The organism is Simplicispira sedimenti, assembly GCF_022760965.1.
Classification (GTDB): Bacteria; Pseudomonadota; Gammaproteobacteria; order Burkholderiales; family Burkholderiaceae_C; genus Simplicispira; species Simplicispira sedimenti.
Window position 1 is genome coordinate 313640 of the sequence record NZ_JAKVIJ010000002.1, and the last position, 23548, is coordinate 337187.

20 protein-coding genes are annotated in these 23548 nt (G+C 66.4%); 14 read left to right on the forward strand and 6 right to left on the reverse strand.

Annotated features, from left to right (window positions below; translation table 11 throughout):
- The first annotated feature begins 22 nt into the window (after positions 1 to 22).
- Positions 23 to 646, forward strand: a complete 624-nt coding sequence (locus tag MJ602_RS03940) for a Crp/Fnr family transcriptional regulator (RefSeq protein WP_243019474.1) — start codon at positions 23 to 25, stop codon at positions 644 to 646.
- A 159-nt stretch (positions 647 to 805) separates the two neighbouring features.
- Positions 806 to 2923 (forward strand): sensor domain-containing diguanylate cyclase, encoded by a 2118-nt coding sequence (locus tag MJ602_RS03945; protein ID WP_243019475.1) that lies wholly within the window; start codon positions 806 to 808, stop codon positions 2921 to 2923.
- 177 nt (positions 2924 to 3100) lie between these two features.
- Here the strand turns inward: MJ602_RS03945 and xdhB are convergent, their stop codons facing one another.
- Together xdhB and xdhA are read right to left on the reverse strand one after the other, a co-directional pair.
- On the reverse strand, positions 3101 to 5383 hold the full coding sequence (gene xdhB / locus MJ602_RS03950; RefSeq protein ID WP_243019476.1) for a xanthine dehydrogenase molybdopterin binding subunit: 2283 nt from the start codon (positions 5381 to 5383) through the stop codon (positions 3101 to 3103).
- Positions 5380 to 6873, reverse strand: coding sequence for a xanthine dehydrogenase small subunit (gene xdhA / locus MJ602_RS03955; protein WP_243019477.1), 1494 nt, complete (start codon positions 6871 to 6873; stop codon positions 5380 to 5382). The genes xdhB and xdhA overlap by 4 nt, the downstream gene beginning before the upstream one ends.
- A 218-nt stretch (positions 6874 to 7091) precedes the next feature.
- On the opposite strand from xdhA, the gene MJ602_RS03960 reads away from it, so the two are divergent.
- From MJ602_RS03960 to MJ602_RS03980, 5 genes are all read left to right on the forward strand, one after another.
- Positions 7092 to 8690, forward strand: a complete 1599-nt coding sequence (locus MJ602_RS03960; protein ID WP_243019478.1) for an ABC transporter ATP-binding protein — start codon at positions 7092 to 7094, stop codon at positions 8688 to 8690.
- The gene (locus MJ602_RS03965) at positions 8687 to 9766 is read left to right on the forward strand and encodes an ABC transporter permease (RefSeq protein WP_162017105.1); all 1080 of its coding nucleotides are present in this window, start codon (positions 8687 to 8689) and stop codon (positions 9764 to 9766) included. The genes MJ602_RS03960 and MJ602_RS03965 overlap by 4 nt, the downstream gene beginning before the upstream one ends.
- A gap of 3 nt (positions 9767 to 9769) precedes the next feature.
- A complete protein-coding gene (locus MJ602_RS03970) occupies positions 9770 to 10690 on the forward strand; it encodes an ABC transporter permease (RefSeq protein WP_162017104.1) in 921 nt (306 codons plus the stop codon).
- Between the two features lie 46 nt (positions 10691 to 10736).
- Positions 10737 to 11903: a BMP family ABC transporter substrate-binding protein gene (locus MJ602_RS03975; protein ID WP_162017103.1), complete on the forward strand. Its 1167-nt coding sequence runs from the start codon at positions 10737 to 10739 to the stop codon at positions 11901 to 11903.
- 106 nt (positions 11904 to 12009) lie between these two features.
- Positions 12010 to 13059, forward strand: coding sequence for an adenosine deaminase (locus MJ602_RS03980; protein WP_243019479.1), 1050 nt, complete (start codon positions 12010 to 12012; stop codon positions 13057 to 13059).
- A 53-nt stretch (positions 13060 to 13112) separates the two neighbouring features.
- On the opposite strand, the gene MJ602_RS03985 is transcribed toward MJ602_RS03980, so the two are convergent.
- Positions 13113 to 14567, reverse strand: a complete 1455-nt coding sequence (locus MJ602_RS03985) for a hypothetical protein (RefSeq protein ID WP_243019480.1) — start codon at positions 14565 to 14567, stop codon at positions 13113 to 13115.
- 228 nt (positions 14568 to 14795) lie between these two features.
- Entirely contained in the window at positions 14796 to 15893 is a 1098-nt protein-coding gene (locus MJ602_RS03990; protein ID WP_243019481.1) for a helix-turn-helix transcriptional regulator, read from the reverse strand.
- Positions 15894 to 16123: 230 nt separating this feature from the next.
- Here MJ602_RS03990 and MJ602_RS03995 point away from each other — a divergent pair, with 230 nt between their 5' ends.
- Entirely contained in the window at positions 16124 to 16609 is a 486-nt protein-coding gene (locus MJ602_RS03995) for a hypothetical protein (RefSeq protein ID WP_243019482.1), read from the forward strand.
- Positions 16610 to 16703: 94 nt separating this feature from the next.
- On the opposite strand, the gene MJ602_RS04000 is transcribed toward MJ602_RS03995, so the two are convergent.
- A complete protein-coding gene (locus MJ602_RS04000; protein WP_243019483.1) occupies positions 16704 to 17153 on the reverse strand; it encodes an HIT family protein in 450 nt (149 codons plus the stop codon).
- A gap of 34 nt (positions 17154 to 17187) precedes the next feature.
- Positions 17188 to 17859, reverse strand: coding sequence for a TetR/AcrR family transcriptional regulator (locus tag MJ602_RS04005; RefSeq protein ID WP_243019484.1), 672 nt, complete (start codon positions 17857 to 17859; stop codon positions 17188 to 17190).
- 125 nt (positions 17860 to 17984) lie between these two features.
- Between MJ602_RS04005 and MJ602_RS04010 the strand changes: the two genes are divergently transcribed.
- The 6 genes from MJ602_RS04010 to MJ602_RS04035 all read left to right on the forward strand — a co-directional run bounded on the left by MJ602_RS04010 (position 17985) and on the right by MJ602_RS04035 (position 23525).
- Positions 17985 to 18428, forward strand: a complete 444-nt coding sequence (locus MJ602_RS04010; RefSeq protein WP_162017099.1) for a DUF2147 domain-containing protein — start codon at positions 17985 to 17987, stop codon at positions 18426 to 18428.
- A complete protein-coding gene (locus MJ602_RS04015) occupies positions 18425 to 19309 on the forward strand; it encodes a TorF family putative porin (RefSeq protein ID WP_243019485.1) in 885 nt (294 codons plus the stop codon). Before MJ602_RS04010 ends, MJ602_RS04015 begins: the two co-directional genes overlap by 4 nt.
- Before the next feature lie 56 nt (positions 19310 to 19365).
- Positions 19366 to 19668 (forward strand): c-type cytochrome, encoded by a 303-nt coding sequence (locus MJ602_RS04020; protein ID WP_162017097.1) that lies wholly within the window; start codon positions 19366 to 19368, stop codon positions 19666 to 19668.
- Between the two features lie 23 nt (positions 19669 to 19691).
- Positions 19692 to 21074 (forward strand): D-arabinono-1,4-lactone oxidase, encoded by a 1383-nt coding sequence (locus tag MJ602_RS04025; RefSeq protein ID WP_243019486.1) that lies wholly within the window; start codon positions 19692 to 19694, stop codon positions 21072 to 21074.
- Positions 21071 to 22336 carry an alanine racemase gene (locus tag MJ602_RS04030; protein ID WP_243019487.1) on the forward strand — a complete coding sequence of 422 codons (1266 nt, stop codon included), beginning with the start codon at positions 21071 to 21073 and terminating at the stop codon, positions 22334 to 22336. The genes MJ602_RS04025 and MJ602_RS04030 overlap by 4 nt, the downstream gene beginning before the upstream one ends.
- 100 nt (positions 22337 to 22436) lie before the next feature.
- The gene (locus MJ602_RS04035) at positions 22437 to 23525 is read left to right on the forward strand and encodes a BMP family ABC transporter substrate-binding protein (RefSeq protein WP_243019488.1); all 1089 of its coding nucleotides are present in this window, start codon (positions 22437 to 22439) and stop codon (positions 23523 to 23525) included.
- The last annotated feature ends 23 nt before the right edge of the window (positions 23526 to 23548 follow it).

A 23548-nucleotide genomic window follows, 5' to 3' on the forward strand; every position in this document is an offset into this window, starting at 1 on the left:
GGCGCTGCAAAGTCCATCTCCTATGTGGCCGAATCTTTCCCCCGACATGTACTCCGAGTGCGAGACCGCCGCCCCTGGCGACGTCTTGCGGGTGCGTCAGGAGCAGCTCAACTCCGTGCTTTACCTGGTCAGTGGCCGGGTGCAGTTGGGCATCCGTGAGGAAGGCCAGATGCGTCACCAGTTGGGCGTGGTGGAGGGGCCTTTCTGGCTGGATGCCTCCTCGGCGATGCTGAACCTGCCCTGTGTGGTGGACATGGTGGCTGAAACGCGCGTGCAGTTGCGACGCCAGTCGCTCGAGGCATTCCAGCGCGGTCTGGAGTCCTTGCCCAAGTCCGTGCAGGTGCTGTTGCATGACATGGCTGCAGGCTACCGCCAGCAGACCGAACTGGCCATCAGCCGTCTGGCACAGGATGCCGAGGCGCGCTGTGCCCAGTGGCTGCTTCAGCACGCTCAGCACGACGACAGCGGTGCCATGAGCGTGATTCTGAACCAGCGCAAGCGAATCATCGCTGCCCAACTGGGCATTGCACCGGAAACCTTCTCGCGCGTGCTGCGCAACCTGCGCGAGCATGGGCTGATCATGGGCTCGGGCAACGTGCTCAAGCTCCCACAACCCAGCGCACTGGAACTGGTGGCCGCTGGCTGAACTTTCCCGCCGAGTCGGCTGGCTGACTGCGCGGGGCTTTCTGCGCTGCCTCGGAACCACGGCTGAACTCAGGGTTTTTCCTTGCCCTGGGGTGAGGGTTCCACCCAAGACCTGGCGCCAGGGCGCTGCGTATATTCGTTGCATAGCCGCACCGCAACGATGCCCGCCGTCCCCACCGCCCCGTTTCATGCCGCCGGCCCCCTGGCGCAAGGCAGTCTCCCCATTGAGGAGGCGGTGCCTGGGCGTGTGCTGCCTGGCCCCATGGTGCTGCGCACGGTGCTGGCGGCCTTGCTCGCGCTGTGCCTGGCGGCCGGGGCCGCAGGCTGGCTGATGGCGCGTGCCTCGGGTCACGACCTCGTCCAGCGCCTGGAGGCGCAACAGAACGACGAAGTCGAGGTGTTTGCCCGGTTGCTGTCGAGCAAGATCGAGCAGAGCCAGAAGGTGTTGCGCGCCGTGACGGCCGGCATCACCCCCGACATGATGGATTTGCCCTCCACGCTGGAATGGCTGCTCCAGCACGGGCTGCCCTCCGTGCAGTTCTTTGACACCATGCTGGTGGCGCGTGTGGACGGCGAGGTGCGCGTGCACTTGCACCAGGGACGGTTTCAGCGCAACGCTCAGGTGGAACCCCAGGTGCGGGAGGCCCTGGAGAGCACCTTGCGCGATGGCAAACCGCATGTCGCGGAGTTGCTGCAAGGTGGGGTGGACGACGCCCGCATCGTGTTGACCATGCCCTTGCACCGCAGCGACGGCTCCTTGCTGGGCGTGGTGGCAGGCATGCTGCGCCTGCAATCGCAAGGCCTGCTCCCGGCGTCCCTGGCGCTGCCGCAGCGGGCGGATACCCGGCTGCTGGTCTTTACCAAGGGCGGCACCATTGTTGCCCACTCCAATCCTGTGCGGGTCATGGGGCAGGTGCGCGACGAGCCCGGCCTGGCCGAAGTCTGGGCCCAGGGCCAGGGGATGCACAGCGATGCGTCGGTGTCCGGCACCGGCACTACACGCCGTGTGCCGCAGGCCATGGTCAGCCTGGCCGGCATGCCCCTGGCGCAGTGGACCGTGGCCCGTGTGACCGATACCCAGGCGCTGACCGCGCCCTTGCAAGGTGCGCAGCGCCAGGCCTGGGGACAGGTGCTGATGGTGGTGGCCACGTTGGCCCTGATGCTGGTGTTGGCGCTGTGGTGGCTGACGCTGCCGCTGTCCCGCCTGCGCCAGCAGGCACAGCATCTTGTTGGCGAGGGTGGGCAGGAACTGCCCAGCGCTGGCGTGGTACCGTGGCCTCGCGCGGGGGGCGAAGTGGGCCAGCTCGTGCAGGCCTTCGAGGGCTTGCTGGACCAGCAGGCAACACAGTACCAGCACTGGCGCAAGGTGCAGGACCAATTGCAGGCCATGCTGGACCACGCCTCGGTAGGGGTGGCGGTCACGCGCAATGGGCGGCTCGAATCCGTGGGTCACCGCTTGGCCCAGATGCTGGGTTACCAGCCGGCAGACCTGCGCGGGCGACCGGCAGGGGTGGTGTGCACCCCCATGGCGCGCGAAGGCTTGGGCCTGACCCTGGGCGGGCCTTGCGGTCTGCAGGGGCGCATTGACGGGGAGCTGTGTTTGCGCCGCAAGGACGGCAGCACCGTCTGGGTGCAGGCCCAGGCGCGTCCGGTGCGCGACGACGATCCCCAGGCAGGCACGCTGTGGCTGATGGAAGAAACCACCACCCTGCGCCAGGCGCGCCGCCTGGGCGCCTGGGCGCATACGCACGATGTGCTCACGGGGCTGGACAACCGCCAGGGCCTGGAACTGCGCCTGCAGGCCATGGCAGGGGTGGCGCACAGTGCGCCCATGCCGCTGGAGGGCGACCCGCCAGCCACAGCGGTGCTGCTGTTTCTGGATCTGGACCATTTCACCGTGGTCAACGATGCCCTGGGCCATGAAGCGGGCGACGAGGTGCTGCGCCAGATTGGCCTGCTGCTGGCGGCCCAGGTGCGCAAGGCGGGTTGGATTGCCCGGCTGGGCGGGGACGAATTTGCCGTGCTGCTGCCCGATTGCTCCGAAGCGCATGCGCGCAGCCTGGCCGAGCAACTGCGCCACGCCGTGCAGGACTGGCAGCCCACCGTGCAGGGGCGCAGCTTCCAGCTGGAGGTGAGCATCGGCCTGGTGGTGCTCGATGGCGCGGTGCACGATGTGCCGGCCATCCTCCACGCGGCCGACATGGCCTGCTACGACGCCAAGCGGGCCGGGCGCAACTGCATCAAGCGCAGGCCGGTGCTGCGCAGTGCGGTGGTGTAGGGCGCACCCCCCTGAGCCGCCTGCGGCGTCTTCCCCCCTCCTCTCTGCTTCGCTTCGCTCGCGGCAGGGGGACGGTCCCAGCGCCCGCACGTGGGAATACTGGCGGCCCTTGCGCGGGAGCCCTGGCGGGGCCGCGCTCGCCGCAGTCTGCGCGGCAAACGTGAAGACCTCAAAAGCTCACGCCAAGGCGCGCAGCACATGCTCCGGCGTGGCGGGCGCTGTCAGGTGCACGGGGCCTTCGCCGCCGCGGGCTGCCGCCACGGCATTGCGCAGCGCCTCATAGACGCTGATGGCCAGCATGAACGGCGGCTCGCCCACGGCCTTGCTGCCGCCCACGTTGTCCTCGCGGTTGGCCTCGGGCCACAGTTCCACCTGGAAGTGCGCGGGGATGTCGCCCGTGGCCGGGATCTTGTAGGTGCTGGGCGCGTGCGTGGCAAGGTGACCCTGGTCGTTCCACACCAGTTGCTCGGTGGTGAGCCAGCCCATGCCCTGCACGAAGCCGCCCTCGATCTGGCCGATGTCGATGGCGGGGTTGATGCTGTGGCCCACGTCGTGCAGGATGTCCACGGCCAGCACGCGGTTCTCGCCGGTCAGTGTGTCGATCACCACCTCGGTGCAGGCCGCGCCGTAGGCGAAGTAGTAGAACGGCCGGCCGGTGAGCGTGGTCTTGTCGTAGTGGATCTTGGGCGTGCGGTAGAAGCCGTCGCTCCAGAGCTGGATGCGGTTGGCGTAGGCCTCGGCGACCACATCCTCGAAGCGGCGCGTGGTCTTGGGCGAGATCACCTGCCCGCCCTCGAAGCGGATGGCCCCCGCGCCGCAGCCGTCCAGTCCGCAGACGAAGGAAGCGAGGTTGTCGCGCACGTTGCGCGCGGCGAACTGCGCGGCGCGGCCGTTGAGGTCGGTGCCGCTGCTGGCCGCCGTGGCGCTGGCGTTGGGCACCTTGCTGGTGTCGCTGGCCGTCACGCGCACCTGGGCCAGGGGCACGCCCAGCTCGTCGGCCACGATCTGTGCCACCTTGGTGTGCAGGCCCTGGCCCATTTCGGTGCCGCCGTGGTTCACCTGCACGCTGCCGTCGGTATAGACATGCACCAGCGCGCCGGCCTGGTTGAACAGCGTGGCCGTGAAGCTGATGCCGAATTTCACCGGTGTGATGGCGAGGCCGCGCTTGAGCACAGGGCTGGCGGCATTCCAAGCCAAAACAGCCTCTTGGCGCCGCCGGTAGTGCGCTGACAGCTCCAGTTTTGGTAGCAGATCGTGCAGGATGTTGTCCTCCACCGGCATCTGGTAGTGGGTGACGTTGCGCTCCGTGGTGCCGTAGAGGTTGGCCAGGCGCACATCCAGCGCGTCGCGGCCCAGGGCGTGGGCGATGTCGCCGAGGATGGTCTCGATGGCGATCACCCCCTGCGGCCCGCCGAAGCCGCGGAACGCCGTGTGGCTCTGCAGGTTCGTGCGGCAGCGGTGCGATTCGATCTCCACGTGCTCCAGGTAGTAGGCGTTGTCGGCGTGGAACACGGCGCGGTCGCACACCGGGCCCGACAGGTCGGCCGAGAAGCCGCAGTTGGCCGCCATGTGCAGCTTGAGGCCCAGGATGCGGCCGCTGTCGTCAAAGCCCACATCCCAGCGGTAGGCGAAGGGGTGGCGCTTGCCGGTGACCACGAAGTCGTCGTCGCGGTCCAGGCGCAGCTTGACCGGGCAACCGGTTTGGCGCGCGGCCAGCGCGGCCCACACGGCCAGGTGGCCGGCCTGCGTCTCCTTGCCGCCAAAGCCGCCGCCCATGCGCCGGCATTCCACGCGCACCGCGTGGCTGGCGATGCCCAGCGCGTGCGCCACCCAGTGTTGCACCTCGCCCGGGTGCTGGGTGCTGGCGTGGATGTGCCACTGGCCCTGTTCCAGCGGCAGGGCGTAGGCGATCTGGCCTTCCAAGTAGAAATGCTCTTGCCCTCCCACTTCCAGCGTGCCCTGCAACCGGTGCGGGGCGGCTTGCAGCGCCGCCTCGGGTGCGCCCCGGCGCACCGTGACGGGTGGCAGCACGCGGCTCTGCGCGGCCAACGCCTGTTCAATGGTGAGGATGGCGGGCAGGGGGGTGATGTCGGGCCGCACGGCGCGCGCGGCGCGGCGCGCCTGCAGGGCGGTGTCGGCCACCACCAGGCCGATCACCTGGCCTGCGTAGTGCACGGCGTCCTGGGCGAAGATGGGTTCGTCGTGCGCAAACGCAGCCAGGATCGGGTCGCCCGGAATGTCCTGCGCCAGCACCACGGCGCGCACGCCGGGCATCTGCAGCGCGGCGGCGCAGTCCACGCCGTTCAGGCGCCCGTGCGCCACGGGCGAGAGGATGGGCGCGGCGTGCAGCGTGCCCTTCACCTCGGGCAGGTCGTCGATGTAGTGCGCGCTGCCCGCCACCTGCGCCTGGGCGCTCTCGTGCGGGTGGGGCTGGCCGATGGCACGTGGGGTGGTGTTCATGCCAGTTCCTCCCAGCGCAGGGTGTCTAGCGACACGTCGGGCAGGCCCTGGCTTTCCAGCCAGAAGCGCCGCACCAGGCTGCCCATTACGGCGTGCCGGTACTGGCTGCTGGCGCGCAGGTCGGACAGCGGCGTGAACTCGGCCTGCAGCGCCTGGGCGGCCAGGTGTGCTGCGGCCTCGCTCCAGGGCTGGCCGTGCAGAGCGGCCTCGGCCTGGCGCGCGCGCGCCGGCACGGCGGCCACGCCGCCCGCGCCGATGGAGGCGGCCGCGACCTGGCCGCCGTCCAGGTGCAGGTTCAGCACCAGGCAGACGGCGGAAATGTCGTCGTCCTGGCGCTTGGAGACCTTGTAGGCGCGCAGGAATTCGCCCGGCGCCGGGTGCGGCACGAGGATGCGCGCCAGCACCTCGTTGGGTGCCATCACGTTCTGGCGGTAGCCGGTGTAGAGGTCTTCGAGTGCCAGCGTGCGCTCGCCGCGCGGGCTGGCCAGCACCACGCGGGCGCGCAGCGCGATCAGCAGCGGCATGGAGTCGCCAATGGGTGAGCCGTTGGCCACGTTGCCGCCCAGCGTGCCCGCGTTGCGCACGGGCAGGCCGGCAAAGCGCGTGGCGAAGGTCTGCAACTGCGGTCGGCGGCGCACCAGGGCGGCGAAGGCGTCCTCCAGGCGCACGGCGGCGCCGATGGCGGTGTGGTCGGGCGCCTCGACGATGCGGCACAGCTCGGCCACGCGGGTTACGTCGAGCACCTGGGCGAACTGGCGGTGCTGCTTGGTCACCCACAGGCCCACGTCGGTGCAGCCGGCCACGAGCTGGGCCTGCGGGTGCGCGGCGCGCACCGTCAGCAGTTCGGCCAGGGTGGTCGGAGAAATATAAGCAAAATTGGGCTCTAGCGCTTGCTGGTCAAGCGCTAGCAGCTCCAGTTTTTGTAGCAAAACGGCTTCGTCCACCTGCCAGCGCGGCAGCTGGTCCATCTGCTGCGCGGCGTCGAGGATGGGGCGGTAGCCGGTGCAGCGGCACAGGTTGCCCGAAAGGTCCTGCACCGCCTGCGCGCGCGACACGCCACGGCCCTGGCAGACCTCGGTCTGGTACAGCGCGAACAGGCTCATCACAAAGCCTGGCGTGCAGAAGCCGCACTGCGAGCCGTGGTGATCGACCAGCGTCTGTTGCACCGGGTGCAAGGTCCCGGTGGGCGTGGCGGCGTCCTGGGGCCGGACCAGTGGGTCGTGCGCCAGATCCTCGGCCGTCCACAGCGCCTTGCCGTCGATGGAGTGCGCCAGGGCGATGCAGGCGTTGATGGCGCGGTAGCGGATGCGACCACCCTTGGCCTCGCCCACCACCACGGTGCAGGCGCCGCAGTCGCCTTCGCCGCAGCCCTCCTTGGTTCCGGTGTGGCCCAGGTCTTCGCGCAGCAGTTGCAGCAGCGTGCGGTCTGGGGGAACATCGGCCAGTGCGACGGTCTGGCCACGGCGAATGAATTGCAGGGTAGGCAGCATGGCCCCTAGGTTACAGCGATTGGCGCCGATCCGTGCTCCGGGATTGCGCGCCCCGCCAGGCGGTGTGCCGCGAGGGCGCTGGCGGCCCCAGGCTTGTAACATGGTGTTTTAATGCTATAAAAATGGTAGCGCATTGCGCATGTCCATCCTGCCCTGCAGCCTTTTTGAGCCATGGCCCTGCGCATGCAATCACCACAAACTGAGAGACAATCGCCCCCATGAACCCCAACGCCACCCCCGATACCCCAGCCCAGGCGCCCACGCGCCTGCAGCTCTCGGGCATCACCAAGCGCTACCCGGCCGTGGTGGCCAACTGCGGTGTGTCGCTCACGGTGCAGCCCGGCGAGATCCACGCCGTGCTGGGCGAGAACGGCGCGGGCAAGTCCACGCTGATGAAAATCATCTACGGCACGGTCAAGCCCGACGAGGGCGGCGTGCAGTTCGATGGCCGGCCGGTCAGCATCCGCAACCCGCAGGAGGCGCGGCAACTGGGCATTGCCATGGTGTTCCAGCATTTCAGCCTGTTCGACACCCTCACCGTGGCCGAAAACGTCTGGCTGGGGCTGGACAAAAGCCTGTCGCTCACCGAAGTTACGCGCAGCATTGCTGCCAAGGCGGCCGAGTACGGTCTGGAGGTGGACCCACTGCGCCCCGTGCACACCCTGAGCGTGGGCGAGATGCAGCGCGTGGAAATCATCCGCGCGCTGCTGGCCAACCCCCGCCTGCTGATCCTGGACGAGCCCACCTCGGTGCTCACGCCGCAGGCGGTGGACAAACTCTTCGTGGTGCTGCGCAAGCTGGCCAGCGAGGGTTGCAGCATCCTCTACATCAGCCACAAGCTGCACGAGATCCGCGCCCTGTGCAGCGCCTGCACGGTGATGCGCGCGGGCCGGGTGACGGGCGTGTGCGACCCGCGCGTGGAGTCCAACGCCTCGCTCTCGCGCCTGATGATCGGTGCCGAGCCGCCCGCGTTGGAGCACCGTGCCGTGCGCACCGGTGACGCCGTGTTGCGCGTGCAGGGGCTGAATCTGGCGCGCGCAGACCAGTTCGGTGTCGATCTGGTCGATGTGCAGTTCGAGGTGCGCGCGGGTGAGGTCGTGGGCATTGCGGGCGTGTCGGGCAACGGGCAAAAAGAGCTGCTCTACGCGTTGTCGGGCGAAGACACGCGCGCTGCGCCGGCCATGGTGCAGGTGGCAGGGCAGAACGTGGGGCACCAGGGGCCGCGCCAGCGGCGTGCGCTGGGCCTGTATTTCGTGCCCGAAGAACGCCTGGGCCGGGGCGCCGTGCCCAGCATGGGCCTGGCGCACAACCTCCTGCTCACGCGCAACGAGGCGCTGGGTGGCGGCGGCTGGATCCGCATGGGCGCGCTGCAGGCCCAGGCGCAGGACATCATCACGCGCTTTGGCGTCAAGGCCGGGGGGCCGCACGCGGCGGCGCAGTCGCTCTCTGGCGGCAACCTGCAGAAGTTCATCGTGGGGCGCGAGGTGTCGGCGCAGCCCCGGCTGCTCATCGTGTCGCAACCGACCTGGGGCGTGGACGTGGGCGCAGCCCAACAGATCCGGGCCGAAATCCTGCGCCTGCGCGATGCGGGCTGCGCCGTGCTGGTGCTCAGCGAAGAGCTGGAGGAGCTGTTCGACATCAGCGACCGCCTCCATGTGATGGCCAAGGGCCAGATTTCCCCTTCGGTGGACCGCGCCGATGCCACCATGGAACGCATTGGTGAATGGATGAGCGGCCTGTGGCACGCGCAGGTGCAGGCGCACCTGGCCCAAAGCCAAGCGCTGGCAGCGCAAACCCTGGACGAGAATCCCGCATGATCAAGCTAGAACCCCGTCCCCAGGCCTCGCGCTGGTGGACCTATGGCTCGCCGTTGCTGGCGCTGGGCATCACGGTGCTGATGGGCGTGGCCTTGTTTGCCGTGTTGGGCAAAGACCCGGTGCGTGGCCTGCAGGTGTTTTTCTGGGAGCCGCTGCGCTCGCAGTACGCGCTGGGCGAGCTGATGGTCAAGGCCACGCCGCTGCTGCTCATCGCGCTGGGGCTGGCGGTGTGCTTTCGCTCCAACGTCTGGAACATCGGCGCCGAGGGCCAGTTCGTGATGGGCGCCATTGCCGCAGGCGGCGTGGCGCTGATGGCGAGCAAGGACACGGGCGCCTGGATCGTGCCTGCGCTGCTGCTGGCGGGTGTGCTGGGCGGCATGGCCTGGGCGGGCGTTACGGCGCTGCTGCGCGACCGCTTCAACGCCAATGAAATCCTGGTGAGCCTGATGCTGGTCTATGTGGCCTCGCTGTTCCTGAGCTTCCTGGTGTTCGGCCCCTGGAAAGACCCCATGGGTTACAACTTTCCGCAAACGCGCACCTTCGAGAAAGTCACGCAGATCCCGCGCCTCATGGCGGGCTCGCGCGTGCACATCGGCCTGCTGATGGCGCTGGCCGGTGCGGCGGTGTTGTGGGTGTTCCTGTTCCGCTCGCGCGCAGGCTTTGCCCAGCAGGTGGGCGGGTTGGCCCCGGCGGCGGCGCGTTACGCGGGCTTTTCGTCGCGCCGTGCGCTGTGGACGGCGCTGCTCATCTCGGGCGGTGCGGCGGGTCTGGCCGGGGGGCTGGAAGTGGCCGGGCCCATCGGCCAGCTCACGCCCTATGTGCCGGCGGGCTACGGGTTTGCGGCCATCATCGTGGCCTTTGTCGGGCGCTTGCACCCGGTGGGCATGGTGTTCTCGGCCATTCTGATGAGCATGTTCTACATCGGTGGCGAGCTGGCGCAGTCGCGCCTGGGGTTGCCCAAGTCGCTCACCGGCGTGTTCCAGGGGCTGTTGCTGTTCTCGCTGCTGGCCTGTGACACCTTTATTGCCTACCGTGTGCGCTGGGTGCGTGCTGGTGGGGTCAAGGCGGGGGGCTGATCCATGGAATCCTACGCACTCCTGATCGGCGCCACGCTCAATGCGGGCACCGTGCTGGCCATTGCGGCCCTGGGCCTGCTCATCAACGAAAAAGCTGGCATCGTCAACCTGGGCGCAGAGGGCATGATGCTGTGCGCCGCCATTGCCGGATTTGCCACCGTGGTGCACACGGGCAACCCCTGGCTGGGCTTTGTAGCGGGCATGGCTGCGGGCGCGGTGCTGGCGGCGGTGTTCGGCTGGCTGGTGATCTGGTTCAACACCAACCAGTACGCCACGGGGCTGGCGCTGTCCTTGTTCGGCGTGGGTTTTTCAGCGTTTGCGGGCATCAGCTACGTGCAGGCCAAGCTGCCCGAGCTGCCCAAGGCCACGCTGCCGCTGCTGGCTGATATTCCCTTCATCGGCCCTGCGCTGTTCCGCCAGCATCCGCTGGTGTACCTGACCGTGTTGTTTGTGGTTGCGCTGGTGTGGTTCCTGTACCGCACGCGTGCCGGGCTGGTATTGCGCTCGGTGGGCGAATCCCCGCAGTCGGCCCATGCGCTGGGCTATCCGGTGCGGCGCATCCGCCTGGCTGCCGTGGTGGCGGGTGGCGCGCTGTGCGGCCTGGCGGGGGCCTACATCTCCACGGTGTACACACCGCTTTGGGTGGAGGGCATGGTGGCCGGGCGCGGCTGGATCGCGCTGGCCCTGACCACCTTTGCCACCTGGCGGCCCGCGCGCGTGCTGCTGGGAGCCTACCTGTTTGGCGGCGTGACCATGCTGCAGTTCCATCTGCAGGCCACGGGCGTGGAGGTGGCCAGCCAGTGGCTGAGCATGCTGCCCTACGTGGCCACCATCGTGGTGTTGGCACTCATCTCGCGCAATCCGCAGTGGATCCGTGTGAACATGCCCGCCTCGCTGGGCAAACCTTTCCATCCCGGCTCATAATGACCGTTTTTTTCGTCCACCCTCACTTCCCCAGAAGGAACCCGACATGACCGATCTGCACAAACGCGCTCTGATCAAGGTGGCAGCGCTTTCCGCTGTGGCGGCCGCTGCCCTGGTGGGCTGCGGCAAGAAGGAAGAGCCCGCGCCTGCTCCGGCACCGGCTCCCGCCCCCGTCACCGAGGCGCCCGCCCCCAAGGCCGAGCCGCTGAAGATCGCGTTTGCCTATGTCGGCCCGGTGGGCGACGGCGGCTGGTCCTTTGCGCACGACAACGGACGCAAGGCCATCGAGAAGGAATTTGGCGACAAGGTGGTGACCAGCTTTGTGGAAAGCGTGCCCGAGTCGGCTGACGCCGAGCGTGTGCTGCGCGACATGGCCAGCCAGGGCAACAAGTTGATCTTTGGCACCACCTTTGGCTACATGGAGTCGATCCAGAAGATCGCACCCGACTTCGCCGACGTGAAGTTCGAGCACGCCACCGGCTACAAGACGGCCGCCAACGTGCGCACCTACGACAGCCGCACCTATGAAGGCGCCTATATGGCGGGCATCATCGCGGGCGCCATGACCAAGAGCAACACGCTGGGCGTGGTGGGTTCGGTGCCGATCCCCGAGGTGCTGCGCAACATCAACAGCTTCACGCTGGGCGCGCAGTCGGTCAATCCCAAGATCAAGACCAAGGTGGTTTGGGTGAACGAATGGTTCAGCCCCCCGAAGGAAACCGAAGCCGCCACCAGCCTGATCAACGGTGGTGCGGACGTGCTGTTCCAGAACACCGACTCGCCCGCCGTGCTCAAGACCGCACAGGAGAAGGGCAAGCGCGCCTTCGGTTGGGATTCGGACATGACCGCCTACGGCCCCAAGGCCCACCTGGCGTCGGCCGTCATCAACTGGGGCCCGTACTACATCAAGGCCACGCGCGACGCGCTGGAAGGCAAGTGGGAAACCGGCCAGGCCTGGTGGGGCGTGAAGGAAGGCGCGATCGACATCGTGTCCATTGCCGAGGATGTGCCCGCTGACATCAAGACCAAGGTCGAAGAAGTCAAGAAAGGCCTGGCAGACGGCAGCTTCGTGATCTGGAAGGGCCCCATCGCAGGCCAGGACGGCAAAGAAGTGCTGGCCAAGGATGTGGTGGCCGATGACAAGTTCCTGGGTGGCGTGAACTTCTACGTCAAGGGCGTGGAAGGCAAGGTGCCCGGCGCCGACAAGAAGTAAAGTCTTCGCCACTGGATGCAAAGGGCCGCCTCAGTGCGGCCCTTTGCGTTGGGCGCGCAGCGGTGCATGATGTACCCCAGACATTCCATTCCCCACGAGGTCTGCCATGTTCAAGATTCCCCCCATCGCCCCCGAGCGCCTGCCCGCGCTGCTGCGCGCCATTCCCAAGGCGGAGTTGCACATCCATATCGAAGGGTCGCTGGAGCCTGAGCTGATCTTTGCCCTGGCGCAGCGCAATGGGTTGTCTCTGCCGTACCCCAGCGTGGAGGCCTTGCGCAGCGCCTATGCCTTCACCAACCTGCAGAGCTTTCTGGACATTTACTACGCCGGTGCCAGTGTGCTGCTGCACGAGCAGGACTTTTACGACATGGCCCGGGCCTACCTCGCGCGTGCAGCTGCCGACAACGTGGTGCATGCCGAGATCTTTTTCGACCCGCAGACGCACACGGCACGTGGTGTACCCATCGAGACCGTCATCAACGGCCTGCACCGTGCCTGCGAGGACGCGCGCACCCTGCTGGGCATCAGCGCCAGCCTGATCCTGTGCTTTCTGCGCCACCTCAGCGAGGAAGAGGCCTTTGCCACGCTGGAGCAGGCGCTGCCGCTGCAGGACAAGTTCATCGGTGTGGGGCTGGACAGCAGTGAGCTGGGCCACCCGCCCGAGAAATTTGCGCGTGTATTTGCCCGTTGCCGCGAACTGGGCCTGCACCTGGTGGCCCATGCGGGCGAGGAGGGGCCGCCCGCCTATATCTGGAGCGCGCTCGACGTGCTCAAGGTCGAGCGCATCGACCATGGTGTGCAGGCCTTCCAGGACAGCGCGCTCATGCAGCGCCTGGCGCAGGATCGCGTGCCGCTCACGGTGTGCCCGCTGTCGAATCAGAAGCTGTGCGTGTTTCCGGATCTCAAGAACCACAACCTGCGCCAGTTGCTGGACGCCGGGCTGTGCGCCACCGTCAACTCGGATGATCCGGCTTACTTTGGCGGCTATATCAACGACAACTTCACCCAGGTCTTCGCCGCCACCGGCATGACGGCGCGACATGCCTACCAACTGGCCAGCAACAGCTTCGAGGCCAGCTTTGCCAGCGAGGCCGACAAGCGCATCTGGCAGCACAAGCTCAAGGAGTGCTTCGAGCGATTTGTCGAGTACGACTGAAAGGCTGTTTTGCGAGACCCCTCGGCTGGGGGCTCGCAATTACTTCCACTGTTTTAGTTGAATTGGATGTTCAGGAACACCTGTCGTCCATTGCGGTCCACGTAGGTCAAACCCCACTCGGCATAGTTTGTTGAGGAAGCGCCTTCGGGTTTGCCGCCAATAGGCAGTGCGCTTGCGGTCGCCCCTGACGCCAGTGGCATGCTGCCAGTCGCCCGTATGGTGGGGTAGCCTCCGCTGCCCGTGGCACTGGGGCCCTGGCGGTAGAAGTACAGATCCGACGCCACCAATGGCCGGCCGCCGCTAGGTGGTTGGGCCGCTGTCCAGCTCAGGGTGGTGCTGCCGCCGCTGCCCTTGGCCGCCGCGACGATGTCGGCATTCGACAGCGAACTGCCCGTCGGCAATGGGTAGGCGGCAGGGGCGCCGGCCATGTCCGCAAGAGCATGGGGCATGTTTTTGAGTTTGGTCTTGTAGGTGGCGATCGGTGCTTTTCCTTGCTGCCCATTCACGGTTTTCCAGCCGTCGTCTGCATAGATCTGAAACGTGACCTCGGTGTTGGCATCCGGTGCCCATGAAGCAAAGCGTTGGTCTGCAGCGACTAGTTTTTCCTGGGTGTATGGTGTGTTTTCCCAAGAACCCCAGTTTTCCGCTGTGACCCCGAACTGTGTGCAATCGGCAGTTGCAGCGTTGGCCGTCGAAAAATTGGATTCCGATCCACAAATGCGGAATGGGTCGGTGTCGGCGTAGGTTGCGTTGCCGGGTTTCCCCGCCATCTCGGGCGCGTCGCGGGCGATGCGCGGCGAGAGCAGCTTGAGCGACCTCGGCCCGCTGGCACTGGCCCAGCTGACCACTGCGTGGCTTGCTTTGTTTCCGGGATCGTTCACGCGGAAGCGGATTTCGCGCCGAACCTGTCCGGTGCCTCTGGGCTCTCCATCAGATAGGCGGTGGAACATGCGGCTGATATTGCGAGACACCAGTTGCACGCTCACGACGCGCTGGTCGCCCAGAGCCCGCAAGTCTGCTGCATTTTGTGGCGTGGCGCAGGTCCCGCTGGTGCTGCCAGCCACCAGTGTTTCGGTTTGACCTATGGCGGTAGTGCCATCGGTGTATTTTTCATCGAAGCGAACGTCCACCTCGTGCCGGGAAGAACCGTCGGCATTGGTGGTCTTGCGCTCGTTCACGATTTCCACATTGGTGATGGTGCGACCCACCAGGTGTGCTGAGAAGGCCTGTGTGGTGGCGTCCCAACCGGCGATCAGGCTGGCCTTGGTATTGCCCTGTCCCAGATAGCAGGCATCCAGCAATGCGAACCTCTCTGCCCCGGTGCCGGGCAACTGCTTGGCGGTGAGGTCCTGGGTGGACTGCACGTACTTCTGAACCATTTCCAGCGTGGTCGGCTGGGGGGCCGGCGGAGGGGTGGGCGTCTCGTCGTCTCCTCCACCGCAGGCGGTGAGGGCGAGCGCTGCGCTGGCGATGAGTGCGTGGTGCCACGCGGCGGGGTGTGGGGTCATGGTATGTCTGCCTTTCTGGAGCTTGGAGTCTGGGCGGATGGATGCAATGCCTCCCTCTTCCGCCTGTGTGGCAGTTTGTTCAATACCGCAGGCGAAGGCCATACCGCAAATGCAGTACGCAGGTGCGCCAAGCTGTTTGCCCGTGCGTGGTTGAAAGCGCCGGATATGGCGCCTCCATTGAGCACTTGACCACTACTGGAGTGGTGATGGGCAGTGTGTGACGAGCGTTCAGTGTTGGATCAGTGACTGTACGAGGTGAACCAGTTCAGCCTGCCGGTGGCAGCCTGTTTTGCGCAACAGGTTTCTGGCGTGTGTGCGTGCGGTATGCCAACTGCATCCCTGGGTCACCGCGAAATCCTTGAGGGACTTGCCCGTGGCCAACGCCAGTGCCAGTCGGGCTTCCGTATCGGTCAATCCCAGAGCAACACGCAAGGGCTCCGTGTGTTGCCATGGATTGTGATGGGCCCACACCAGCAAGGAGTGTGGTTGGGCAAGCTGCAGCACTGCCAGGGGGTGGTTAGCCTTCAGCGGCAGCACATGGATGGTGGTGTCTGGTGCGCATTGGAGTATTCCTGCTCGGGCGGTGTCATCCTGACGGCAGGCAGCTGCCACCGATGCGCACAGGCGCTCCTGTGCCTGCGGGTATTTGCAATACAGCTGACCGTGACGGACCGCCAAGTATGGTGACTTGTCCAGTGCATGCCGCGCCGCGTCGTTCAGATAGCGTATCCGGAGGTGGGTGTCCAGCAGGGCCACGCATTGGGGCAGCGCGTCGAGTGCCGCCGTCCCCAATGCTGCCTGATCGGCCAGGCGAGTGGATTGCGAACGCATACGCGCGGCGCGCGAAAGATGGGGCAGAAGATGCTCCATGAATCGACGGTCGTCCGTGCTGTAAGCGTGGTGATCAGAAGGTCGGATGATGCTGAGGAATTCACGCGTCGTCCCATCGTCATGCAAGGGCAGACTCATCGTGTGCCGATAGCCGATGGATGGAAGCCAGTCGCTGTAAATGAAACTGTTGGACAGTTCGCGAGCCGAGAAATGCTCATGGTCGAACATCATTTCTCCAACAGCCAGGCCCATGACGATGGGCATGCGCTCGTCGTCGCGGGCGTGGTGTAGTTCGTAGTCTCGGACCTTGTCGGCGGGTACCTCGACGTTCTGGTGGCTCGATACGATGGTCAGGCTGCTTTTGTCCACAGCGAAGTGGTAGAAGAGCCCGCCCTGCATGCAGTTGCGGATCGTATCCAGACCGGCTCGCCAATCAGAGGGAGACAAAATCCCTTCGTAGAGGAGACTGGCGATATGGTCGACGTGGTCTTGCATGGTCTCCCCCTCGAAAAATTGGATTGGGCCAGTGAATTGGTATGTTCGATATCCGATCAGTGAACACGCCGCAATACCAGCTTGGGTGAGCGTGCCATACCCTATATTCCTGCGGTCTGGTGCGCGGTGTGGCGTGCCTGCCGGACGGCAGATACTGCGTTTGGGGTATGGTAAGAAAGTGTACGGTTTTACACAATTCGACCAGTTCTGAACTCCTGGGAGGATTGGCCATGAACCATTCCACGCACCTGTTGGCAGCCCATGTCTTTGCATCGATGAGCATGGGTCTGCTGGCACATGATGCCCTGGCGCAAGGCAGTGCGACGTCGCCAAATGAGGCGCCTGCGTGCGCGGTCCGTGCAGGCGCGCCCGAGTGGATGCCTTGTGGCGCCAACCGCACATTGAGCGATGCGGATCTCAAGGCGCACATCGTGAGGGACGGCATGATTGCGAAGCTCAGCGTCACGGGCGGTCAGTCGGGCACCAAGTTCTTCAACCATTTTCTGCCGGGTGGCAAGTTCGAGGGGGGTATGCAGGGCGGGCGCAACATCGGCAAGAGCTGGGTGCAGGAGGGCAATCGCCTGTGCCGTGCCTTTTATGCGCCCATCAGCGCCACACAGTGCGTCACCTTCGAACTGACGGATGCGGGATTGCTGCTGGTGGACCATGATGGCAGCAAGAGTCCGGTGACGGCCATCGAGTTCAGCAAGCCCTGAGGCTCGGCTCAGGCCAACTTTTATCAGCCCAAGGAGCGCTTCGAGCACTTGGTCGAGTACGACGGAGTGCCTGCTGTTCTGCTGCCCTGATGGCTCAGGGTGCGGGTGCAATGGCTGCTGCCAGCCGGTCTGCGTAATCTTTCAGCACGGTTGCGTCGGGGTTCTTGCGCGGCCAGGTGAAGGTGATGCCGTCCTGTGCGTGGCGCGGCACCACATGCATGTGGAAGTGGAACACGGTTTGGTCGCCCTCGCGGCCATTGGCCTGCAGCAGTGTGATGCCGGGCGGGTCGAACACCTCGCGGATGGCACTGGCCACGCGCTGCGCCGTCTGCATGACGGCGGCGGCCTCTTGCGGCGTGATGTCCAGCAGCGTGGTGGCGTGGCGTTTGGTGGCCACGAGCACATGGCCGGGGGTGACCTGGCCGATGTCCATGAAGGCGATGGTCAGCGTGTCTTCGTACACCCGTGCGGAAGGAATCTCTCCCGCCACCAAGCGGCAGAAGAGGCATTGGTCGGGGGGCGAGGTATCGACAAACATCGGCATGGGAGGCTCCTGGATGGCGTCAGAGGGGGATCTCTCAGTGTAGGGTGGGGTCGGCTGCGGATTGTCGCAATGCCTTCATGTGGCTGGCCACCATGGCCGCCACAAGTTGCGCCACGGCGGGACCAGGCAGGTCTTCGTCAAACAGCATTTCCACGGCAGCGTAGAGCAGTTCCACAGCCGTGCGACTGACCAGATAGAGCTGCTCCTGTGGGGCGTGGGGCAGGGCCTGGGCGAGCAGGGCGGTTTGCTGGGTTGTGATTGTCTGGTGCGAATCCAGGCGCACCTGCGCCAACGTCGGGACGGCACGCAAAGCGCGCATGACCCATACGCCGCCAGGGAATGCGCGGGTGACGTCGTAGGTATCCAGGATCAGCCCCGCCAGCGCTGCCTCCAGCGCCTCGGGGGGGCCTGAAAGCACCTCAGGGGTCATCCAAACCGCCACGCGCTCGTTTTGTTGCTGCATCAGCCTTTGCCCCAATTCGTACAGCACGGCGTATTTGTTGGGGAAGTATTGGTACAGCGCCGGGGGGGTCAGGCCTGCCTTGCTGCAGATCAGATTGGTGGACAGGCGCTCGATCCCCACTTCTGCCAGCAAGGCCGCAGCCACCTCCAGGATGCGCTCATAGGTCTCGGCGCCGCGCTGTTGCGCGGGTTGCTTCTTGGCGGTCAGTGCAGGGGCCTGGGGCTTTTTCCGGGTGGGGGGCATGGCTTTGGGGTGGGGTGGCTCAGGGATTATCCTCATCCTCATAAATATAGTCATCACTATAAGATAGCAATCGCTATGGTTGACCATGGCGCGAGGGATTGCATACAACAACGAAGGAGACAGCAATGCGAGCAACTTGGTGGAGTGCCGTGCTTGCCAGCGTCTGTGTAGTGCCTGCGGCGGCTGTGGAGCCGGCAGACGTGCACGGTCTGTGGCTGACGGCGCAAGAGGATGCAGTGATAGCGTTCGGCCCGTGCGAAGACCGGGTGCAGGCACTGTGTGCGCAGGTGGTGTGGGACAAGGATGCCGGTACGCCCAAGGACACCTGTGGCGTGAAGGTGGCGCGGTTGGAGCGATTCGCTTCCGATGCCTGGCGCGACGGCTGGGCATTTGATCCGCGCGACGGCAAGAAGTACAAGGCCACGGTGCGGATCCAGGAGGGTGCGCTCTTGCTGCGCGCCTTTGTGGGTGTGGAGGTGTTGGGCCAGACCGAGAGGCTGAGCCGGATTGCCAAACTGCCTGAGCAGCCGGTCTGCCAGCCCGTCCAACGTACAGGAGCCGCATCATGAATTTTCGTGTTCTTCTCGGGTTTGTCGTGTCCATGTTGGTGGTGCCTGTACAGGCGATGGCCCAGTCGGCACCCGATGACATCATCAGCCATGCCATTGATGCGGAGCTTCGGGCCGTGACGGATCAGCGCACGCGCGGCATATCGGATTCGCTGCTGCGGCCAGGGGCCAAGCTCAGCATCCAGGCGGCCCATGAAAGCGGTCTGATCGGGCTGATGGAGGCCGCCACGGTGAGCAAGAAGCAGTTCCAGGGAAGCAACGGCCTGGCGCTGACCGTGGCGGGGGGCTACCGCTTTGGCGACCCGGACGCCTGGCATTTTGGTGTCGGCATGGCGGCCGAGGTGTTGCCGGGGGCACGTTTCGATGCGCCCCATGGCTTTGATGTGGAAACCTTCTCTCCCACTACCGTGCGCAGCACGCGCTATGACACCGCCTTTGCGGTGTTCGAATGGGGCTATGGCGCGCTGGAGGGACGGGTGATGCGCGTCATGTCCAAGAACTACCGGGGCATCAGCACCGGAGGGGTGTGCGGCACCCTGTTGTCCCTGTCCGCAGACCCAACGCGGGCGCTCGATTGCTATGCCCGTGGCGACCATGGTGCGCGCGGCAGCTGGCTGTTCGATCTGGACTACAAAATCCCGCTGGATGGACTCACCACCTTGGTGTTGCATGTGGGCCATCAGCGGATCGCGCATTTTTCTGAAGCCAACTACACCGACTACCGCATCGGCCTGACACACCGCCGTTGGGGCTTTGAATGGGGCATCGATTGGATCGACACCCATGTCAAGGAACGCACGTTGTTCCAGACGCCGGACGGCGACCGCCTACGCGACACCGCCCGTGGGCGCCTGGTGCTGTCGGTGGCACGCAGGTTCTGAGCATGGTGCAGGAACGACCAAGAACGGCCTTGCAGTGGCGGTGGTGGGCGCTCGCCATGCCTGTCCTGGTGGGGGCATGCAGCGGGAGCAGCGAATGGGACGGCCTGCCACCGCCCGACCTGCGGCAGATGGGGCTGTACCAGCGCAGCTGTGTGCACTGCCACGAGGTGCCCGGTTCCGGCGCGCCGCAGCGTGGTGACCGTGCGGCCTGGTCGGCGCTGGAGCGCCAGGGCCTCGATGCCTTGGTGCGCAGTGTGCGCGAGGGCAAGGGGGCCATGCCCAGCAGGGGCTGGTGCCCTGAGTGTTCCGACGCAGATTTCAGCGCATTGATCACCCACATGCGAAAGGCGCAACCATGAGTCGGCGGCAATTTCTTCAATCCATGACAGCAAGCGGCATGGCGCTGGCCATGCGCCCGGTCGCTGCGGCGGCGCCGCAGCCTGGCGCCACGCCGTCTGTGCCGACCGCCGCTGCTGCACCCGCTGCCTGGCGCAACTGGTCCGGCATTGCACAGTGCCAGCCTGCCGCATGGGCCGTCCCGCGCAGTGAGGAGGAACTGGTAGCCCTGCTGCGCCAATCCCCTGCGCCCTTGCGTGCGGTCGGGGCGGGGCACTCGTTCACGGCGCTGGTGCCCACCGAGGGCACGCTGTTGTCCATCGATGCGCTGTCCGGTCTGAGTGCCCATGCAGCGCAGCCTGCCCCCACGGCCACGCTGCAGGCAGGCACGCGTTTGGCCACGGTGTCCCGCCTGCTCGATGGCGTGGGCCTGGCCTTGCGCAATGCGCCCGACATTGACGCGCAGACCCTCGCAGGCGCGTTGGCCACCGCTACCCACGGCACCGGTGCGGATCTACCCGCCCTGCACGCCGATGTGCAGTCGCTGCGGCTGGTGGCGCCCACGGGCCAGATCCTGAGCTGCAGCGCCCAGGACAATGCCGAGGTGTTCCACGCGGCCCGCGTGTCCCTGGGGGCGCTGGGCGTGGTCACCGAGATGACGCTGCGCGTGCGCCCGCGCCATGTGCTGCAGCGCCGCGTATGGCTGATGCCGGTGGACAGCCTGCTGCGCGACCTGGATACGCTGGCCCGCAAACACCGCCAGTTCGAGTGCTACCTGCTGCCGCACACCGGCTATGGCGCCGTCATCGTGCACGACGAACACCCCGGCCCGCCGCAGCCGGTGCCGCATGTCTCCGCTGACGAGGACGTGCTGCGTGACCTGCGCCGCCTGCGCGACTGGCTGGGCTACGCGCCATCGTTGCGCCGCTGGGTGGCGCAACGCTTGATCGATCCCGCGCAGACGGAGCAGCGCACCGACTGGTCGTACCGGCTCCTGTCCACCCAGCGCCCCACGCGCTTCAACGAGACCGAGGGGCATGTGCCGCGTGCCAACGGCCCGGCCTGTTTGCGTGCGGTGCTGGACTACCTGGAGCAGCGCAACGACGTGTACTTTCCGGTGGAATTCCGCTACGTGGCGCAGGACGAAGCTTGGCTTTCGCCCTTCTACGAGCGCGACAGCTGCTCCATCGCTGTGCATGCAGCGCACGACGAACCGTGGGACTACCTCGTCAAGGACGTGGGGGCCCTCTTTCGCCGCCATGGCGCCCGCCCGCACTGGGGCAAGCTGCACGACCGCAGCGCCCAGGAGTTGCGCACGCTGTACCCCCGCTGGAACGACTTCGACCGCGTGCGCCGCCACCTGGACCCCCAGGGGCGCATGCTCAACGCCTACCTGCGTCCGTGGTTTGAGAGGAGCAATGCATCATGATCCGTCGCCGAATGCTCTGGACGGCCGCCGCCGTGGCGGCAGGGGCCTGGTGGTCGCGTCCTGCCGATCGGGGTGGTCCACCAGACGAACGGCTGGCAGCGCTGGTGCGCGCCCTGGCCGATGTGCCGCAGCAGCCCGTGTTGGTGCTCGACCGCGCACGCTGGCGGGCCAATCTGGCACGCATTCGCCGCCTGGCCCATGCGGCACTGCCCTTGCGCGCGGTGGCCAAGTCGCTGCCCTGTGCGCCCTTGCTCGACGAGGCACTGCGCGCCTGGAACACACAGCGCGCCATGGTCTTCAACGCCCGGCAGGCCGAGCTGGTGGCCCAGGCGCGGCCCGACGCCGACCTGCTGCTGGGCAAGCCTTTGCCTGCCAGCGCTGCGCATTGGGTGCTGCCGCGCCTGGCCCGCGCGCGCCTGGATGCGCCGCGCCAGGTGCAATGGCTGGTGGACACGCCCGAGCGCCTGGCCGAGTACCGCGCCCTGGCGCGGGCCCAGGGTGTGCCTTTGGGCATCAACATCGAGATCGATGTGGGTCTGCACCGTGGCGGCGTCGAGTCCACAGAGATGCTGGCCGCCATGCTGGATCTGCTGCGCGACGAGCCGCTGTTGCTGCTGCGCGGCTTCATGGGCTACGACGCGCACCTGGCATCCATTCCCGACCTGCCGGGCAACCGCGAGCGCGCGCTCGCCCACGCCCGGGAGCGTTACGCCACCATGGTGGCTTTGGCGCGCAAGCGACTGCACACCGATGGGCGCGACTGGACGCTCAACACCGCTGGCTCGCCTACGCTGTACCTGCACGATGACCAGCACACGCCGAACGAGCTGGCCGTGGGTTCGGCAGCGGTCAAGCCTTCGCACTTCGACCTGCCTTCGCTGGCCGAGCTGGAACCGGCGCTGTTCATCGCCACGCCCATCCTCAAGGTGATGGAGCGTTTTCGGCTGCCCGTGGGCGCCGAACCGATCTCGGATGCTGTGCGCTGGTGGGACGTGAACCAGCGCCAGGGCCTGGCCATCCACGGCGGGCACTGGCTGGCCGATCCCGTGCACCCGCAGGGCGTGGCGTCCAGCGGCCTGTACGGCCCGTCGTCGAACCAACAGGTCATGGTGGCATCCCCTTCCACACCCCTGGCTGTGGGCGACTGGATGCTGTGGCGGCCCTGGCAGAGCGAGGCGGTGATGACCCAGTTCGACACCTTGTGCGTGGTGGACGATGGCAAGCTGCAGGCGCAGTGGCCGGTGATGCCTGTGAATCCCTGAGCAAAGGTTCCGTGGGCCCGAGCAGGTAAAATCCTGCGCAAAGACCGCTGTCCCGGCGGTCTTTTGTTTTTTTGTCTTCGGGACCATGTAGAGGAACACCATGTACAAAAACCTCGCTGCCGCGCTCGCGGCCGCCTGTTTTTTCTCCCCCGTTTTTTCCCAGACCAAGGTGCCTGCCGAACCCGTGAAGGCGGGCTTCGTCTATGTCTCGCCCATCACCGAGGCCGGTTGGACGCGCCAGCACGACGAGGGTCGCAAGGCCGTCGAGGCCGCGCTGGGCGCGGGCGTCAAGACCACTTTTGTCGAGAACGTGCCCGAGGGGCCGGACGCCGAGCGCGTGATCCGCGACCTGGCCGCCACGGGTCACAAGATCATCTTCACGCCGAGCTTCGGCTACATGGAGCCCACGCTCAAGGTGGCGCAGGATTTCCCCGATGTGAAGTTCGAGTCCATCACCGGCTACAAGCAGGCGGCCAACGTGGCCACAGCCAACGCGCGCTACTACGAGGGCCGCTACCTCGCGGGCATCGCGGCGGGCCGCATGAGCAAGACCGGCGTGGCCGGCTACGTGGCGGGCTTCCCCATCCCCGAGGTGCTGCAGGGCATCAACGCCTTCACGCTGGGCATGCGCTCGGTGAATCCGCGGGCCACGGTGAAGGTGGTGTGGCTCAACGTCTGGTTCGACCCGCCCAAGGAGCGCGACGGCGCCATGGCGCTGTTCAACCAGGACGCCGATGTGCTCGCCTTCCACACCGGCTCCACGGCGGTCATGGCGGCGGCGCAGGAGCGCGGCAAGCTGGCCGTGGCCTACCACTCCGACATGCGCCGCGTGGGGCCGGACGCGCAGATCGTGGCGGTCACGCACCAGTGGGGCGACTACTACACGGCCCGCGTGCGCGCCGTGCAGAACGGTACCTGGAAGAGTGGCAAGGTCTGGGGCGGCGTGAAGGAGGGCATGATCCGCGTGGGCGACTTCGGCAGCAAGGTGCCGCAGGCCGTGCAGCAGGAAGTGCTGGCGCGCCAGAAGGACATTGCCGCAGGCAAGCTGCACCCCTTCCAGGCCGCCCAGGCCGCTGTGCGCGACAACGAAGGGCGCGAAGTGATCGCCAAGGGGCAGACGCTTGGTGACGCCCAGATCCTCGGCATGAACTGGCTGGTTGAAGGCGTGCAGGGCAAGATCACGCGCTGACCCTGTTGCGGGCGGGTTTTTCC

Bases quoted from the DNA above. Each gene is read 5' to 3' on its own strand.
- MJ602_RS03945 (WP_243019475.1), top strand. From the start codon at position 806: ATGCCCGCCGTCCCCACCGCCCCGTTTCATGCCGCCGGCCCCCTGGCG.
- xdhB (WP_243019476.1), bottom strand. From the start codon at position 5,383: ATGAACACCACCCCACGTGCCATCGGCCAGCCCCACCCGCACGAGAGC.
- MJ602_RS04035 (WP_243019488.1), top strand. From the start codon at position 22,437: ATGTACAAAAACCTCGCTGCCGCGCTCGCGGCCGCCTGTTTTTTCTCC.
- MJ602_RS04005 (WP_243019484.1), bottom strand. From the start codon at position 17,859: ATGCCCCCCACCCGGAAAAAGCCCCAGGCCCCTGCACTGACCGCCAAG.
- MJ602_RS04025 (WP_243019486.1), top strand. From the start codon at position 19,692: ATGACAGCAAGCGGCATGGCGCTGGCCATGCGCCCGGTCGCTGCGGCG.
- MJ602_RS04015 (WP_243019485.1), top strand. From the start codon at position 18,425: ATGAATTTTCGTGTTCTTCTCGGGTTTGTCGTGTCCATGTTGGTGGTG.
- MJ602_RS04000 (WP_243019483.1), bottom strand. From the start codon at position 17,153: ATGCCGATGTTTGTCGATACCTCGCCCCCCGACCAATGCCTCTTCTGC.
- MJ602_RS03985 (WP_243019480.1), bottom strand. From the start codon at position 14,567: ATGACCCCACACCCCGCCGCGTGGCACCACGCACTCATCGCCAGCGCA.
- MJ602_RS03940 (WP_243019474.1), top strand. From the start codon at position 23: ATGTGGCCGAATCTTTCCCCCGACATGTACTCCGAGTGCGAGACCGCC.
- MJ602_RS03980 (WP_243019479.1), top strand. From the start codon at position 12,010: ATGTTCAAGATTCCCCCCATCGCCCCCGAGCGCCTGCCCGCGCTGCTG.
- MJ602_RS04010 (WP_162017099.1), top strand. From the start codon at position 17,985: ATGCGAGCAACTTGGTGGAGTGCCGTGCTTGCCAGCGTCTGTGTAGTG.
- MJ602_RS04020 (WP_162017097.1), top strand. From the start codon at position 19,366: ATGCCTGTCCTGGTGGGGGCATGCAGCGGGAGCAGCGAATGGGACGGC.
- MJ602_RS03960 (WP_243019478.1), top strand. From the start codon at position 7,092: ATGAACCCCAACGCCACCCCCGATACCCCAGCCCAGGCGCCCACGCGC.
- MJ602_RS03990 (WP_243019481.1), bottom strand. From the start codon at position 15,893: ATGCAAGACCACGTCGACCATATCGCCAGTCTCCTCTACGAAGGGATT.
- MJ602_RS03995 (WP_243019482.1), top strand. From the start codon at position 16,124: ATGAACCATTCCACGCACCTGTTGGCAGCCCATGTCTTTGCATCGATG.
- MJ602_RS03970 (WP_162017104.1), top strand. From the start codon at position 9,770: ATGGAATCCTACGCACTCCTGATCGGCGCCACGCTCAATGCGGGCACC.
- MJ602_RS03965 (WP_162017105.1), top strand. From the start codon at position 8,687: ATGATCAAGCTAGAACCCCGTCCCCAGGCCTCGCGCTGGTGGACCTAT.
- MJ602_RS04030 (WP_243019487.1), top strand. From the start codon at position 21,071: ATGATCCGTCGCCGAATGCTCTGGACGGCCGCCGCCGTGGCGGCAGGG.
- MJ602_RS03975 (WP_162017103.1), top strand. From the start codon at position 10,737: ATGACCGATCTGCACAAACGCGCTCTGATCAAGGTGGCAGCGCTTTCC.
- xdhA (WP_243019477.1), bottom strand. From the start codon at position 6,873: ATGCTGCCTACCCTGCAATTCATTCGCCGTGGCCAGACCGTCGCACTG.